The sequence below is a fragment of the Streptomyces sp. NPDC031100 genome (assembly GCF_055570785.1).
On sequence record NZ_JBVIGN010000006.1, the window covers coordinates 129,838 to 144,339 of the forward strand.

The window sequence follows — 14,502 nt, forward strand, 5'->3', positions numbered from 1 at the left end:
AGGTTCCACTCGGTACGCGGGCGCATGTCCGTCGCCCGGACCAGTAGTCGTGGCGAACGTGCCTGGAGTTCCCGCCCTTTCGCCCCGACGGCGCCGAGGGTGCCGGCCGTGTCCGGCGGGCACCCTCGGCACGGGCTCAGGCCGCCAAGCCGGCCGACGGAGCCTCCAGGGAGGTGTCCCCGTCGTCCAGCAGATCGATCAGCGTGGCGCGGGCCCGTGCCACCCGGGAGCGGACCGTGCCGACCGGACAGCCGCTCGCCTCGGCCGCCTCCGCGTACGGCAGGCCGGCCAGCTGGGTGAGGACGAACGCCTCGCGCCGCTCGTCCGGCAGCGCGGTCAGCAGGTCCAGGAGGGCCACGCCCTCGTCGAAGCCGGGCAGGTCGCGCGGCTGGGCCAGTTCCACGGCCAGTTGCCAGTCCGGGACGTCGGAGAGCCGGGGCCGGGCGGCGGCGTACCGGTAGCTGTCGATGACGGCCCGGCGGGCGATGGACAGCAGCCAGGCGCGCGCCGAGGAACGCCCCTCGAAGCGGTGCAGGCTGCCGAGCGCACGCAGGAACGTGTCCTGCGCCAGGTCGTCCACGGCCTGGGGGTCGGCGCACAGATGGGCGACGTAACGCTGGACGTCGCGGTGCAGCGCGCGCACGAAGCGCTCCACCGCCAGCGGGTCGCCGCCCCGGGCCGCAAGGGCCCACGCGGTGATCGACTCGTCCGTCGACACCGGTCGGTCGCTGGTGGCGCTGTCTTCGCGCGAGGTGGGCAGGGCAGGAGTGATCACCTGGTGTCCTTCTCGGGTCATCCGGGATCCGGGCCGCGCACACGCTCGTGCGCCTGCGGTCCGGCGGGAGGGGAACCGGCCGTACGGCGCTCACGCGCGGGGGCGGCGTGGGCGTACGGCCGAGGCCCGAGGCGCGGTGTGCGGCCTCGGGGAACCTGCTGTCGTCAGGCGACAGCGACCCCGGCGGGCGGACCCCGCGAGATGATCGAGTGGACGAGGAGAAGGAGACGCGGCGCGCGCCGCGAGCGACGGCGGCGCAGCCGCAGCCGCGGTCGGGCCGGTGTGACGGGCAGGGCGAGCAGCAGCCTGAGCGGCGCCGCGAGCCGGGCGGCCACGGCCCGCAGGATGCGGAACGCAGCCCGCTCGCCGTACGCCAGCCACAGGCCGCAGAGCAGCGCGGCGAGCAGGTGGGCGGCGAGCATGCCGAACGACGACGACCCGCCGCCCATGGAGTGCCCCATGTGCCCCATGTGATCCATGCCGCTCATGTCCACGTGGCCCGTCGAGCCCATGGAACCCATGGAACCCATGTCCATGGAGTCCATCGGCATCGAACCCATGGTCATGGCGGCCGGGTCCGCGGCGGACGACTGGGCGAGGGCGAACGCCTCGTGCAGCGCCGTCTGCGCGGCGACCACGACCGTCACGATCAGCGGGAGCCCGCGCTCACGGCCCGCCAGCAACCAGCCGGCGGCACCGGTCACGGCCAGGCCTGCGGCCAGGGCCCGGCCGGGCACGTGCTGACCCGACATCATCACGTGGCCCAGGGCGGCGAGCAGCACGCAGACGGCCGCGAACACCGCGGCCCGTACCGTGCGAGAACACCACCCTGCAGTCATGGCGCCCCATCCTCGCATCCGGGCATGCGTCTTCATGCGTCGGTACGGAATGTGTCCCGCCCCGGGACTCAACGGGCGCCATGTGATCCAGAACACGCCCAGTGGCGGGAACTGATGCCGCGTCCGCTCCGACATCTGACTCGATGCCGGTGCCGGTGCCGTCGACGGTGGTGCTCAGCCGAGGCCCGCCTCGGGGCGGATCACCACCGCGAGTGCCCGGACCGTCCCGCTGTGCTCGAAGTGCAGGGTGAACGGCACGAGGTCGCCGGTCTGCCAGCCGGTCCCGGTCCGCAGGCTCACGTCCACGCCGTGCGGCGACATGGACAGCGTGCGGCCCGCGGGGACGACCGCGGAGTCCGTGTCGGTCTTGGCGGCGGCTCCCGGGCCGGTCTCGCGGTGCCTGCTGAGGGTGATCCCGCCGCCGGTGCGGGAGGAGGTGACCTTCACCAACCGGTCGTCCGCGCCGCCGGCGTTGGAGATGTCGAAGAACGCGGCCGTCTCCTGCGTGTCGCCGTACGGCAGCAGGACCCGCGCGTGTGTCACGTCGATCCGGGGCGGGCTGCCCGCCCCGCCGGCGCCGGTCCAGGCGGTCAGGCCGGCCAGGGCGAGGCTGCAGGCGGCCACGGGCGGGAGCGCCGTAAGGAGGGCGTCGGTGAGGCGCCGCCGGGTGGGGCGCCAGGGGCTCTGCTCGGTCATCGGGTGCGCCTTCCCGCGGGGGACGGCTGCCAGGTGCGCAGCCGCAGGCTGTTGCCGACCACCAGCAGCGAACTCACCGACATCGCCGCCGCGGCGACCATCGGGGTGAGCAGGCCCACCAGGGCGAGCGGCACGGTCACGAGGTTGTATCCGAACGCCCAGACGAGGTTGGCGCGGATCGTGCCCAGCGTGCGCCGGGCGAGGCGGACCGCGTCCGCGAGGGACTCGATGTCCCCGCGCGCGAGGGTCACGTCGGCCGCGCCGATGGCGGCATCCGTGCCGCCGCCCATGGCGATGCCCAGGTCGGCTCCGGCCAGCGCGGCCGCGTCGTTCACGCCGTCGCCGATGACCGCGACCCGGTGGCCCCGCTCCTGGAGGTCGCGTACGAGAGCCGCCTTGCCCTCGGGTGTGCAGTGGGCGTGCACCTCGTCGATGCCCAGGTCCGCGGCGACCGCCTGCGCGGACGCCGCACGGTCACCGGTGGCGAGGACCGGTCGCACGCCGAGGCGCCGCAGCCGGTCCACGGCCCGGTAGGCGCCGGTCCGTACGACGTCGCCGACCTCGATCAGCGCCTCGGCCGTACCGTCCACGCGGACCAGCACCGGGGTGTGCGCGGCGGCTTCCGCCACCGGCAGTGCGCCGGCCAGCGCCGCGGGCAACCCGTCGTCGGGTGCGAGGACTTCGACCAGGCGGCCCTCGACCCGCCCGCACACACCTCGGCCGGGCTCTGCACGGAAGTCGCGCACGTCCGGCAGCGGCTGCCGCGCGTGGGCCGTGATCGCCCGGCCGAGGGGATGTTCCGAGCCCTGTTCGACCGCTGCGGCCAGCCGCAGCGCCGCGTCGGCCCCGAGCCCGCCGGGTACCGCGGTGACCCTGGCGACGCTCATGTGGCCGGAGGTGAGGGTGCCGGTCTTGTCGAGGACGACCGTGTCGAGGTGCTGGAGCCCCTCCAGGGCCTGCGGGCCGCTGACGAGGACGCCGAGCCCGGCCCCGCGGCCGGTGGCGGCCAGCAGTGCGGTCGGGGTCGCCAGGCCCAGCGCGCACGGGCACGCCACCACCAGCACGGCCACGGCCGCGGTGACGGCGGCCTGCGGGTCGGCGCCCGCACCGAGCCAGAAGCCGAGCGCTGTGACGGCGAGCGCCAGCACGACCGGTACGAAGACGCCTGCGACCGAGTCGGCCAGTCGCTGCGCCCGCGCCTTGCCGGCCTGCGCCTCGGTCACCAGCCGGGTGATCCGCGCGAGGTGCGTGTCGGCCCCGACGGCGGTGGCCCGCACGAGCAGCAGCCCGCCGGCGTTGACGGCACCGCCGGTCACCGCGGAGCCCGGCCCGGCCTCGACCGGCTCGCTCTCCCCCGTGACCAGGGACAGGTCCACGGCGGAACGGCCCTCCACCACCTCACCGTCGGTGGCGACCCGCTCGCCGGGCCGCACGAGGAAGGTCTGCCCGGGTTTCAACTCCTCGATCGGTACGAGCCGTTCGGTGCCGCCCTCGCGCACCGCCACCTCTTTGGCGGCGAGTTCGGCGAGCGACCGCAGCGCTGCCCCGGTTGCGCGCCGGGCGCGTGCCTCCAGGAACCGGCCCGCCAGCACGAACAGCGGTACGCCGACGGCCGCTTCGAGGTAGAGGTGAGCGGCACCGTCCGAGGCGGAGGGGAGGAGACTGAACGGCATCCGCATGCCGGGTCGGCCGGCGCCGCCGAGGAACAATGCGTACGCGGACCAGGCGAACGAGGCCAGGACGCCCAGCGAGACGAGGGTGTCCATGGTGGCCGTCGAGTGCCGCAGCCCGCGCGCCGCCCGCTGGTGGAACGGCCAGGCCCCCCACACGGCCACCGGGGCGGCCAGGACGAAGCACAGCCACTGCCAGTTCCGGAACTGCAGGGCGGGCACCATCGACAGGACGAGCACGGGCAGCGCGAGCAGCGCGGTGACCAGGAGCCTGTCCCGCTCCTGCCGCGTCTCTTCCGTCGCTCGGTCGCGTTGCCGTCGTCGCTGCTCGGGCGGTCGAGGGATCGCCGCCGTGTACCCCGTCTTCTCGACGGTCGCGACGAGTTCCTCGGGGCTGATCGTCGGCGGGTGGCTCACGCGGGCCCGCCCGGTGGCCAGGTTGACGACCGCCGTGACCCCGTCGAGCCGACCGAGCTTCTTCTCGACCCGCTTCACACAGGCCGCGCAGGTCATCCCACCCACCGTCAGATCGGTGGTCGTCAGCGCGGCGACCACGGGTTCCGTGCCCATCAGTGGCCTCCCCCGTGCATCTCCCCCATGTCGTCCGTGCCCCCGCCTCCGCCGCCGTAGCCGTCCCGGCTCGCACCGGTGCCGTGCATGCCGGGTGCGACGGAACCCGCCGCGGCGCCGACGGCGTACGCCAGCGCGAACAGCAGGGCCAGCAGCAGGAGGAACCCGCAGAGGGCAGGCGGGGGCACGGCTTTTCGCAGTGCCGCGCCCGCGCCGGAGGGGGACTGGCGGGACTCGTCCATCAAGCGCGTCTCCAGATCACGTCGTACGGCATCACCGGTCGGAGCCGTAGCGCTTCAGGAGTCGGGCCGTCGACGGGCCGGGTTCCCGGAACTCGGATATGGCACGCGTCACGTGGGCGGCCGCACCACGAAGCGGCGTGGTGCTACAGACCGGCCATGCTGCTCTCGGTGTCCCGGTCGCCCGTCGCCTCGCTGCCCAGCACGTGGGCGAGGTCGTGGCCGGGCACGGTCGCGAGGCGTGGCAGCAGACAGGCCCAGAACTCCACCATGTGCTCCTTCGACAACCAGTCCCGGTCCCGGCTGCCCAGCACCTCGAAGCCGACCGTCGCGGCGACCACGGCACCGGCCACGCACTCGGCCGAGACGCCGTCGGTCAACTCCCCCTGCGCCTGCGCCTGGCCGACCACATCGCGCACCCAGCCGTGCCACGAGTCCGGCAGGGCGGTCCCGGTGTCCCGCGCGGGGTCACCGCTGAGCGCGAACCCGGCCCGGACGACCGGGTCGGTCGCGCACGCGACCACCAGCCCGCGGATCGCGGCCACCAGGGCCCCGAGCGCGCTGCCGCCCGTGGTCCGGCAGTGCTCGGTCAGCTCCTCCACCGTGCGCGCCGCAGCACTCTCGATCTCACCCGCCAGGGCGTCCTTGCTCGGGAAGTGGAAGTGCAGGGCGCCGGCGCTCACCCCGGCCCGCTTGCTGATCGCGGGCAGGGACGCGCGGGCGTATCCGTCGTGCGCGAAGGCTTCCGCCGCCGCGCGGAGAAGGGCCTCCCGTGTGCGAACCGCCCGTGCCTGCTTGACCATGACCCTTCCTCCTGGACCTGCGCGGTATCGAACCCACGCCACCGGCCCCCGTCTAACCGCATGTTCAGTATGTTTCCGAGGGCCCGATGCCACAAGACCTGACGAGATGCGAGGAGGAAATCGCCGGGAGCTGCCCACATTCCCCTGCCTCACACAGCAGTCTCCGCCGCTCGGCAACCAAACCGCGTATGTGGTTTGGTTGTCCTCGGTGAAAGGCTCAGGTGAACGAACGGGACGGCGACGGCTCCCCCTCGCGCACACGGAAGTCCGCTGCCGGCGAGAGCAGCGGACTTCCGGCAGGCAGACGTGCCCGTGCGTTCAGGATGCCGACGGACGCAGCACCACGGGCAGCGCGCGGTACCCGTTCAGCATGAAGGTGGGCAGCGGGGCCAACTCTTCCGGTGCGCAGGCCAGTTCCACGTCCGGGAACAGGTCGAAGAGCCGGGAGAGGGCGGAGGCCGCCTCGATCTCCCCGAGCGGTGCGCCGAGGCAGCGGTGGGTTCCGTGGCCGAAGCCGAGCACGTCGCGGTCGTCGGTGCGCAGCAGGTCGAAGCGGGCCGCGTCCGGCCCGTGCCGGTCGGTCTCGTGGCCGCCCGCGGCGAAGTTGACGAGGATGCAGTCGCCCTTGCGGATCTGCACCCCGTCGAGATCTATGTCCTCGACCGCGAACCGCATCGGCGCGTACGCCCCCGGCGTGTGCACCCGCATGGTCTCTGCGACCACGTCCGCCCAGGTCGCGCGCCCCGCACGGAGGTGCTCCAGCTGCTCGGGGTGGGTCAGCAGGGCACCGGCCGCGTTGGTGATGAGGGTCGCGGTGGTGTCCTGGCCGGCGGCGATGAACATGAAGAGGGAGCCGAGCAGTTCCTCCTCGGTGAGCCGGTCCCCGTCGTCGCGGGCTGCGATCAGCGAGCTGGTGAGGTCGTCGCCCGGCTGCTCCCGCTTCGCCGCGACCAGTGCGGCGAGCCGGCCGAAGGCCTCGAGTCGGGCGGCCTCCATCTCCTCGCCGCTCACGGTGGAGCTGAACACCGTGCTGAGCGCCGCGGACAGGGCGTCCGTCTCGGCGCCCTGCGGCACACCGAACAGCTCGCAGATGACCCGCAGCGGCAGCACCTCCGCGTACGCGGTGCGCAGGTCGACCGGTGTGCCGAGCGGGAGCGCGGCCAGCCTGCCGAGCAGGTCGGCCGACAGCTCCTCCACGCGAGGGCGCAGCGCCTCGGAGCGCCGCGCGGTGAACGCGCCGGCCACCAGCCGGCGCAGCCTGGTGTGGTGCTCCCCGTACGCGAACAGCATGTTCTCGTTCGCGACCCACGGGTAGAGGGGCCACTCCTCGGTTATCTTCCCTTCGATGAAGGGCGGCCAGTGGAGGCGGGCGCTGCGCGAGACGCGCGGGTCGGTCAGCAGCCGCTCCACCTGCGTCTGCCGTACGACGGCCCAGGCGCGTACGCCTCCCGGCAACTCCACTTCGACCGCGGGGCCCTGGTCACGCAGCATCGCGGCCTCCCCCATGTGGTCCTGGCCGGTGAGGTCCAAGGCGTACGGGCAGGCGGTCATTTCCATCGGTGTGCTCCCTGGGTCGGTTCTGCATCACGGTGTTGCGTTGCGACGTGCCCATGGCAGCGATGTCCACGCGCCCGTGCCCTGCGGAGGCCGGCGTCGGTGGTCCGCGGGGAGGTCCTGCTCAGCTCGCGGCCGGAGCCTTCTCCGGTTCCCCGCGCAGCTCCATGGCCTCTGCGTAGACGCGCTCGCCCCGCTCGAGCGACATGTCCAGCCGCACGAGCACCGCGGGGACGGCGATGCTGGTCATCAGGTGCCGGTAGAGGTCGACCACCCGCTCCATCAGGTCGGCATGGTCGTTCATGATCTTGGACAGCACCTGCGCCCCGGTGAACGCGGCGACGAACGCCTTCGCCGCGGACTGGACGTCGACCTGGGGGAGCAGCTCCCCGTTCGCCTTCGCCCGCTCGAGCAGTTCGGCGTTGTGGGCGATCCAGGAGGCCATCGGCACCCGTCGGTCCAGTCCGTCGTGCGGTGATCCCTGGTCCACGGTGAGGCGGATGCTGCCGCGCACCATGGGGTCGCCCGAGCTGAGCAGGTGGGCGAGGAGGAAGCCCGCGTCCAGCCCCTCCTGGAGCACCAGATCCCGCGGCGGCAAGTCCGGCACGGACTTCAGCTGGTCGGTCAGGACCGCCTGGGCGAGCTGCTCCTTGGACGAGAAGTGGAAGTAGAGGGCACCCTTGGTGACGTTCGCCCGCTGGAGGATCTCCGAGATGGTCGCGGCCTCGTAGCCGACGTCGGCGAACACGTCGGCGGCTGCGACCAGGATGTTGCGTCTCGTCCTGATCGCTCGTTCCTGCAGGGCCACGGCACACCCTCCGCATTGGCTTCACTGACCGGTCGGCCGCAAAAAGAAACCGACAGGTACGTATCGTGCCACCGGAGAAGATGGCCTTTCAAGCATGCGAATGCCCCCTCCTCACCCTGTACGCGGGAACCCCCGAGCCGTCGCTGACCGCCACAATAAAACCTGTCGCCCGGTATCTCAACGTAGCAGCGTCGCTGCACGCACAGGAACGGTCACCAGACCGGACCAGAGCTGAGCCCAGCGATCACTTCTGGGCCGGAAATCGCTTCCGGGGCCACCGAGTTCGGCCAGCGTTGGCAGAAACTTGGCTTGATTACAAAACCGGGAGGTCCGTATCTTCTGACGCTATGCATCCCATCCTTCCGGATCTGCGACCACGGGAGAGGGTCATGACCCTTCTGACGTCCGAGGTACACGTTCTCTCTTCGCCGGACATCGAGACCTGCGACATGCATCAGGACCTTCGTCCGGACATGTCCCGAGCCGGTGAGCTGACCCGGCTTCTCTTCGACGGCGACGACCGGGAGCGCAACCACGACATGTGGCGCGACCTCATCGCGAAGGACACGTTCCGGCACCGTCCCGGGCTCGGCTCCGCCGAACGCGCCGCCCTCTCCTACGAGTGGCTCCGCCTGGTGAACGACACGGCCGGAGGGGCCGAGCGGCTCGCGGACGACCCGGAGCTGCTGGCGGGTCTGCACGAGTGGGCGGCGATCGTGGACGGCGGCGGGAGCCTGTGCACGGTGGCGAGCATCCACTACAACCTCTTCCTCGGCAGCCTCCTCGACCATGGGGGTGCCGGGCCGCGGGACCTGTCCGACTTCACGACGCTGCGGCGCACCGGGACCTTCCTGTGCACCGAACTGGACCACGGCAACGACGCCTCGGCCCTGGAGACCACCGCCGAACTGGACCCGGCCACCGGCGGGTTCGTACTGAACACGCCGCACTCCGGCGCGCAGAAGTTCATGCCCAACACCAGCATGACCGGCGGTCCCAAGAGTGCCGTGGTCGCCGCCCGGCTCATCGTCGAGGGGCGGGACGAGGGCGTCTTTCTGTTCCTGACCCCGCTGAGCGACGAGCGGGGCCTGCTGCCGGGGGTGCATGTGCGCCGGCTGCCCCTGCGCACGGGGGCCCCGGTGGACCACTGCCTGACCGCCTTCGACCACGTGCAGCTGCCGCGCGAGGCCTTGCTGGAGTCCGACCACGGCCGGCTGGACGCCGACGGCCGCCTCCACAGCAGCCTCGGCAACCGGCGCAAGCGGTTCCTGCAGTCCATCGGCCGGGTCACGATGGGCAAGCTGTGCATGAGCGCCGCCGCCGTCGGCGCCACCCGGGCCGCGCTCGCGATAGCCGTCCGCTACGGCGACCACCGGCAGGTCAGCGGGCCGCGAGCGGGCGAGCGCATCCCGGTCAACGCCCACCGCTCGCACCACGGGCGCCTGTTGAAGGGCCTCGCCACGGCCTACGCCATGACGTTCCTGCATCGCTCGGTCCTCGACCGCTGGGCCGCCCACCACGACGACCCTGACGCCGCAAAGCGGGCGGAGACGGAACGGCTGATCGCCGTCGCCAAGAGCTGGATCACCTGGCGGGCCCGGGACATCACCATCGAGTGCCGGGAACGCTGCGGCGCGCAGGGCCTGTTCGCCGCCAACGGTCTGTCGGAATTCCCGCAGTACGCCGAGGGCACCGTCACCGCCGAGGGCGACAACCTGGTGATCTGGGTGAAGGCGGCCGCCGAGATGCTCTTCGAGCACCAAGCGCCGCGCGAGGCCCCCGAACCCCCCGGCGATGTGGAGCGGTTGACGGGCCCCCGGCATCTGCGCGGGCTGCTGGCCCGGGTCGAGGCCGCCTGGCAGGACCGGGCGCGGGCGGCCCTGCGCCGCGGTCCCTCCGGGGATCCGGTGGAGCGGTGGAACGGCGCTTCCTCCGCCGCCCTGGAGATGGTCTCCGTGCACGCCCGGCTGCGGGCGGCGGACGCCTTCCTGGACGCCGCCGACCGGGCGGCGCACCCCGGGGCGCGCGAACTGCTGGAGCGGCTCTGCCTGTTGTTCCTGCTCCAGCAGATCGGCGAGTACACCGGTGATCTGCTGGCCGACGGCCATCTGTCCGCCGAGCAGGTACGGGCCCTGCCCCAGGTCCTGGACGACGTGCTGCGCCAGCTCGCCCCGCACATGACGGACCTGGTCGAGGCGTTCGATCTGCCTGCCGCGTATCTGGAGGGGATCCCCCTGGCCAGCGCGGGGAGCGTCTCGCTCGCGGACTACGCGACGGTGGCCGAGTAGCCGGCCGGTTACGGGCATGCGCGATCTGGAACCCTGAGCCGGCGGCCGGCCGGGGCCACCTACCGCTCGGCGATCGGGCCGGCCTCCATGGGGATCTGATCCCGGATCAGGCGTCCGCGAGGCCGTCGATCCAGGACTGGAGGCGTTCGCCCTGTGCGGCCATCAGGCCGGGGTCGCGCAGGGTGTTGGTGAGGACCGACATGCCCTGGTAGGCGGCGACGAGTTCGACGGCGAGGGCCGGGGCGTCGGGCCGGCCCAGCTCGGTGAACTGGCCCTCGACCCAGTCGAGCAGGGCCCGCATGACCTGGGCGGCGGCCAGGTCCAGGCCGTCGTCGCGCTTGTCGAGTTCGGTGGCCAGGGTGCCGAGGGGGCAGCCGAAGCGGGCCGCGGTCTCGCGCTCCTCGACCCAGCCGGCGATCAGGGCTTTCAGGCGGGCGGCCGGACCGGGGAGCGTCTCCAGGCGGGCCGTGAGCGTGACGAGTTGGTCGCAGTGGGCCTCGACCGCGGCCTCGACCAGCTGGTCCTTGGTCTTGAAGTAGTAGTAGACGTTGCCGAGGGGTACGTCGGCGGCGCGGGCGATGTCCGCGAGGGTCGTCTTCTCCACGCCCTGCCGGTGGAAGACCTGTACCGCGGCTTCGACCAGGCGCTGGCGCTTGCCGCCCCGGCGGGTGGTGGCGGTTCCGGCCGCCGTACCGGCTGTTGAGTCAGTCACCTGACTAAGGATAGACAGCGCCGGACGGATCCCCTAGCGTTGAACTTAGTTAGTCAACTAACTCAGTCGGAGAGATGTCATGATCGTCGTAACGGGTGGCACGGGGAACGTCGGCCGGGCCCTGGTCGCTCAACTGGCAGCCGAAGGAGAGGCCGTGACCGCCGTGGCCCGGCGCATCACCGCCGAGGACGTGCCGTCGGGCGTGCGGGCCGTCGCCGCCGACCTGGGACGGCCGGCCGGTCTCGCGCCCGCGCTGGAAGGGGCCCGGGCACTGTTCCTGCTGGTCGCCGGTGACGACCCGGAGGGAATCCTGAAGCAGGCCGCCGCGGCCGGCGTCACGAAGGTCGTCCTGCTGTCCTCGCAGGGCGTGGCCACCCGGCCGCACAGTTACGCGCACGCCGCAGGCTTCGAAGCCGCAGTGGCGCGGTGGGGACTGGCCTTCACCGTGCTGCGCTCGGGCGGTATGGCCTCCAACGCGTTCGCCTGGGCCGAACCGGTCCGGCAGTACCGCACGGCGGCGGCGCCCTTCGCCGACGTGGCGCTGCCGTTCGTCGACCCGGACGACGTGGCCGCGGTTGCCGCCGCCGTCCTGCGCCAGGACGGACACGACGGCGCCACCTACACGCTGACGGGCCCCGAGGCGACGACTCCCCGGCAGCGGGCCGCCGCCCTCGCCCAGGCCCTCGCCGAGCCGGTGACCTTCGTGGAACAGACCCGCGAGGAGGCCCACGCGCAGATGGCGCAGTTCATGCCGAGCGCGGTCGTGGAGGGAACACTCGCCATCCTCGGCGAGCCGACCCCTGAGGAGCAGCGGGTCAGTGGGGACGTCGAGCGCGTCCTGGGCCGGCCCGCGAGCCCCTTCGCGGTGTGGGCGGCACGCAACGCCAGGGCGTTCCGCTGACCCGGCCGGGCCCCGCTCGGCGCACGGTCAGGGGATCTCCTGCTCGGCCCAGATGATCTTTCCCTCGGAGGTGTACCGGGCACCCCAGCGGTGGGCGAGCTGGGCCACCAGGAAGAGGCCGCGGCCGCCCTCGTCCATGCTCCGGGCGTGCCTGAGCCGGGGCGCGGTGCTGCTGCCGTCGGCGACCTCGCAGGTCAGACGGGCGTCACGGAGCAGTCGTAGCCGGATGGGCGGGTCCGCGTAGCGGATCGCGTTGGTGACCAGTTCGCTGACGATGAGCTCCGTGGTCATCACCAGTTCCTCGAGGCCCCAGTCCGCCACCTGGCGGGTCGCCTCGGCCCGGAGCCGTCCGACGGCGGCCGCCTCGGTGGGCACGTCCCACGACGCCACCCGGTCCGCACCGAGGGCATGGGTGCGCGCCAGCAGCAGGGCGATGTCGTCGGGCTGCGGCACGGGCACCAGCTGCTCCACGGCGGAGGTGCACAGCGTCCCGAGGTCGGTCCCGGTCCTGGCCAGCACCGCGCCGAGCCGGGCCATGCCCGACTCCATGTCCTGGTCGGCGCCTTCGATGAGGCCGTCCGTGTAGAGGCCGAAGAGGCTGTTCTCCGCCAGCTCGATCTCGGCGGACTCGAAGGCCATGCCGCCCAGCCCGAGCGGCGGCCCGGCCGGGATCTCCGGGAAAGAGGCGTGTCCGTCCGGTGCGACGACGACGGGGGGCGGATGTCCGGCCCGGGCCATCGCGCACCGCCGGGTGACCGGGTCGTAGACGGCGTAGAGGCAGGTCGCGCCAATGAAGGTCGCCGTGGTTCCGGTGGCCGTGTCGCGGTCGGTCTCCTCGTCGCTCAGCCGGAGCACGAGGTCGTCGAGGTGGGCGAGCAGTTCGTCGGGGGGCATCTCCATCTCGGCGAGGGTCTGCACCGCCGTGCGCAGCCGGCCCATGCTCGCCGCCGCGGCGATGCCGTGGCCCACCACGTCACCGACGACCAGGCCCACCCGGGCGCCGGACAGCGGGATCACGTCGAACCAGTCGCCGCCGACCCCGCCCGTCGGGTCCGCCGGAAGGTAGAAGGAGGCCACGTCCAGCGCGGTTCCGCCCGTCAGGGCCTGGGGCAGCAGACTGCGCTGCAGGGTGACGGCCGCGGTGTGCTCCCGGGTGTACCGGCGGGCGTTGTCGACGCACACCGCCGCTCGCGCCACCAGCTCCTGGGCCAGCAGGACGTCGTCGGGTCCGAACGGGACCGGGTTGAGCGACCGGGCGAAGGTGGTGAGGCCCAGCACCGTGTTCCGCGCCCGCATCGGTACGGAGATGAGGGAGTGCAGGCCGAACTCGCGGATGCGGGCCGCTCGCACGGGCTGTTCGGCGACCCAGGCGGGGTCGGAGGGGTCGAGGAACGGGATGTGGATCGGATCGCCGCTGATGAGGAGGTTGACGTCGTTGGACGGCGGCAGGAAGTCCACCTCGTCGCCGACCCGGGCCACCGCCTCGGGGCAGCCCTCCCGGGCCGACTGCAGTCCCGCGCGGCGCATCGTCGGCCGTGCGGGCGCCGGTCCGGCATCGCTGAGCCAGGCTCCGTGGCCCTCGGTGCTGAGCACGGGCTCCAGCAGGTCGACGACGACGAAGTCGGCGAAGTGCGGGACCGAGAAGTCGGCCAGTTCCTGGGCCGTGCGCAGCACGTCGAGGGTCCTGCCGATGCTGGTGCCGGCCTCGTTGACCAGGGACAGGAGATGGCGGGCGCGCCAGCGCTCGGTGACGTCCTGGACCATGTAGCCGAGCGCGGTGATGGAGCCGTCGGCGTCCACCAGGGGGAAGAAGGAGGTGGAGTAGGCGTGCTGTCGGTGCGGGTCGGCCCAGCTCCATCCGGTGTACTCGTAGTCGGTGACCGGTTCCCCGGTGGCCAGCACCTTGCGCATGAGACCTTCGAGGGTCTCCGCCTGCAGCCCGGGCAGCAGTTCGCTCAGCCGGCGCCCCAGCCGCTGGTCCCGCGGCACACCGCCGAACCGTTCCAGCGTGTCGTTGATCCACACATAGCGCAGCTCCAGATCCATGACGGCCATGCCGACCGGCGAGCGGGCGAGGAACCCGTCGAGGACGGACCGGCCCACCGTCCACTGGGGGCGCTGCTCCCGAGCCGAGAGCAGAAAGCACTCCTGCCCGCCCAGGCGGAAGGACGCCGAGACCCGCAGATCGATCTCCAGCCGGCGGCCGTCCCGGTGCCGTACGGGGATGACACCGTTCCAGCCCATTCCGGCGCGGCACCGCTCCGCGATGCCCGCGGCACGGGCCGGGTCACCGGGCCCGGCCAGCAGGCTCACGGCGGGCCGGCCGACGACCTCCGGCGCGGCGTGGCCGAGCAGCGCCTCCGCACCCCTGGTCCAGCCGACCACGACGCCGTCCGCCGAGATCACCGCCGCCGCGTCGGTGGAGGCGTCGAAGACGTCACGCATCTCCGCGGACGGAGACACGTCCACACCCTTACGCGCAGATTCCATCCGTTTCCATCCTCTATCTCCATCATGGTCCTTCTTGTCGGTCCGTTGTGCACGGGGCCGGGGCAGGCGGAGTAGCGGTACTGGGGGCAGCATGGAGATACCGGTCACCAGCGCTCGGGCCTGCCGCCTACCGGCACGGACGGGTGACCGGCCGGTG

12 protein-coding genes are annotated in these 14,502 nt (G+C 72.7%); 2 read left to right on the plus strand and 10 right to left on the minus strand.

The genetic code is table 11. The features are described from left to right. Window positions 1–136: 136 nt before the first annotated feature. From ACZ5DS_RS18770 to ACZ5DS_RS18805, 8 genes are all read right to left on the minus strand, one after another. Window positions 137–775 carry a sigma-70 family RNA polymerase sigma factor gene (locus tag ACZ5DS_RS18770; RefSeq protein WP_468239592.1) on the minus strand — a complete coding sequence of 213 codons (639 nt, stop codon included), beginning with the start codon at window positions 773–775 and terminating at the stop codon, window positions 137–139. A 164-nt stretch (window positions 776–939) separates the two neighbouring features. Further along, entirely contained in the window at window positions 940–1,614 is a 675-nt protein-coding gene (locus ACZ5DS_RS18775; protein WP_468239595.1) for a hypothetical protein, read from the minus strand. A 174-nt stretch (window positions 1,615–1,788) separates the two neighbouring features. Further along, window positions 1,789–2,310, minus strand: coding sequence for a copper chaperone PCu(A)C (locus ACZ5DS_RS18780; RefSeq protein ID WP_468239598.1), 522 nt, complete (start codon window positions 2,308–2,310; stop codon window positions 1,789–1,791). Continuing rightward, window positions 2,307–4,550: a heavy metal translocating P-type ATPase gene (locus ACZ5DS_RS18785; protein WP_468239601.1), complete on the minus strand. Its 2,244-nt coding sequence runs from the start codon at window positions 4,548–4,550 to the stop codon at window positions 2,307–2,309. Before ACZ5DS_RS18785 ends, ACZ5DS_RS18780 begins: the two co-directional genes overlap by 4 nt. Then, window positions 4,550–4,792, minus strand: coding sequence for a hypothetical protein (locus ACZ5DS_RS18790; RefSeq protein ID WP_468239604.1), 243 nt, complete (start codon window positions 4,790–4,792; stop codon window positions 4,550–4,552). The genes ACZ5DS_RS18785 and ACZ5DS_RS18790 overlap by 1 nt, the downstream gene beginning before the upstream one ends. 143 nt (window positions 4,793–4,935) lie before the next feature. Continuing rightward, window positions 4,936–5,592 (minus strand): ScbR family autoregulator-binding transcription factor, encoded by a 657-nt coding sequence (locus ACZ5DS_RS18795; protein ID WP_468239607.1) that lies wholly within the window; start codon window positions 5,590–5,592, stop codon window positions 4,936–4,938. 318 nt (window positions 5,593–5,910) lie between these two features. After that, a complete protein-coding gene (locus tag ACZ5DS_RS18800) occupies window positions 5,911–7,149 on the minus strand; it encodes a cytochrome P450 family protein (protein ID WP_468239610.1) in 1,239 nt (412 codons plus the stop codon). Between the two features lie 121 nt (window positions 7,150–7,270). After that, a complete protein-coding gene (locus ACZ5DS_RS18805) occupies window positions 7,271–7,954 on the minus strand; it encodes a ScbR family autoregulator-binding transcription factor (RefSeq protein ID WP_468239613.1) in 684 nt (227 codons plus the stop codon). A gap of 473 nt (window positions 7,955–8,427) precedes the next feature. On the opposite strand from ACZ5DS_RS18805, the gene ACZ5DS_RS18810 reads away from it, so the two are divergent. Next, window positions 8,428–10,242, plus strand: coding sequence for an acyl-CoA dehydrogenase family protein (locus tag ACZ5DS_RS18810; protein ID WP_468239615.1), 1,815 nt, complete (start codon window positions 8,428–8,430; stop codon window positions 10,240–10,242). 106 nt (window positions 10,243–10,348) lie between these two features. On the opposite strand, the gene ACZ5DS_RS18815 is transcribed toward ACZ5DS_RS18810, so the two are convergent. Then, window positions 10,349–10,954, minus strand: a complete 606-nt coding sequence (locus ACZ5DS_RS18815) for a TetR/AcrR family transcriptional regulator (RefSeq protein ID WP_468239618.1) — start codon at window positions 10,952–10,954, stop codon at window positions 10,349–10,351. Between the two features lie 79 nt (window positions 10,955–11,033). On the opposite strand from ACZ5DS_RS18815, the gene ACZ5DS_RS18820 reads away from it, so the two are divergent. Then, window positions 11,034–11,855, plus strand: a complete 822-nt coding sequence (locus ACZ5DS_RS18820; protein WP_468239620.1) for an SDR family oxidoreductase — start codon at window positions 11,034–11,036, stop codon at window positions 11,853–11,855. A gap of 27 nt (window positions 11,856–11,882) precedes the next feature. Here the strand turns inward: ACZ5DS_RS18820 and ACZ5DS_RS18825 are convergent, their stop codons facing one another. Continuing rightward, the gene (locus ACZ5DS_RS18825) at window positions 11,883–14,345 is read right to left on the minus strand and encodes a SpoIIE family protein phosphatase (RefSeq protein ID WP_468239623.1); all 2,463 of its coding nucleotides are present in this window, start codon (window positions 14,343–14,345) and stop codon (window positions 11,883–11,885) included. Window positions 14,346–14,502: the final 157 nt, after the last annotated feature.

Bases quoted from the DNA above. Each gene is read 5' to 3' on its own strand.
- ACZ5DS_RS18790 (WP_468239604.1), bottom strand. From the start codon at position 4,792: ATGGACGAGTCCCGCCAGTCCCCCTCCGGCGCGGGCGCGGCACTGCGA.
- ACZ5DS_RS18820 (WP_468239620.1), top strand. From the start codon at position 11,034: ATGATCGTCGTAACGGGTGGCACGGGGAACGTCGGCCGGGCCCTGGTC.
- ACZ5DS_RS18795 (WP_468239607.1), bottom strand. From the start codon at position 5,592: ATGGTCAAGCAGGCACGGGCGGTTCGCACACGGGAGGCCCTTCTCCGC.
- ACZ5DS_RS18800 (WP_468239610.1), bottom strand. From the start codon at position 7,149: ATGGAAATGACCGCCTGCCCGTACGCCTTGGACCTCACCGGCCAGGAC.
- ACZ5DS_RS18780 (WP_468239598.1), bottom strand. From the start codon at position 2,310: ATGACCGAGCAGAGCCCCTGGCGCCCCACCCGGCGGCGCCTCACCGAC.
- ACZ5DS_RS18785 (WP_468239601.1), bottom strand. From the start codon at position 4,550: ATGGGCACGGAACCCGTGGTCGCCGCGCTGACGACCACCGATCTGACG.
- ACZ5DS_RS18775 (WP_468239595.1), bottom strand. From the start codon at position 1,614: ATGACTGCAGGGTGGTGTTCTCGCACGGTACGGGCCGCGGTGTTCGCG.
- ACZ5DS_RS18825 (WP_468239623.1), bottom strand. From the start codon at position 14,345: ATGGAATCTGCGCGTAAGGGTGTGGACGTGTCTCCGTCCGCGGAGATG.
- ACZ5DS_RS18810 (WP_468239615.1), top strand. From the start codon at position 8,428: ATGTCCCGAGCCGGTGAGCTGACCCGGCTTCTCTTCGACGGCGACGAC.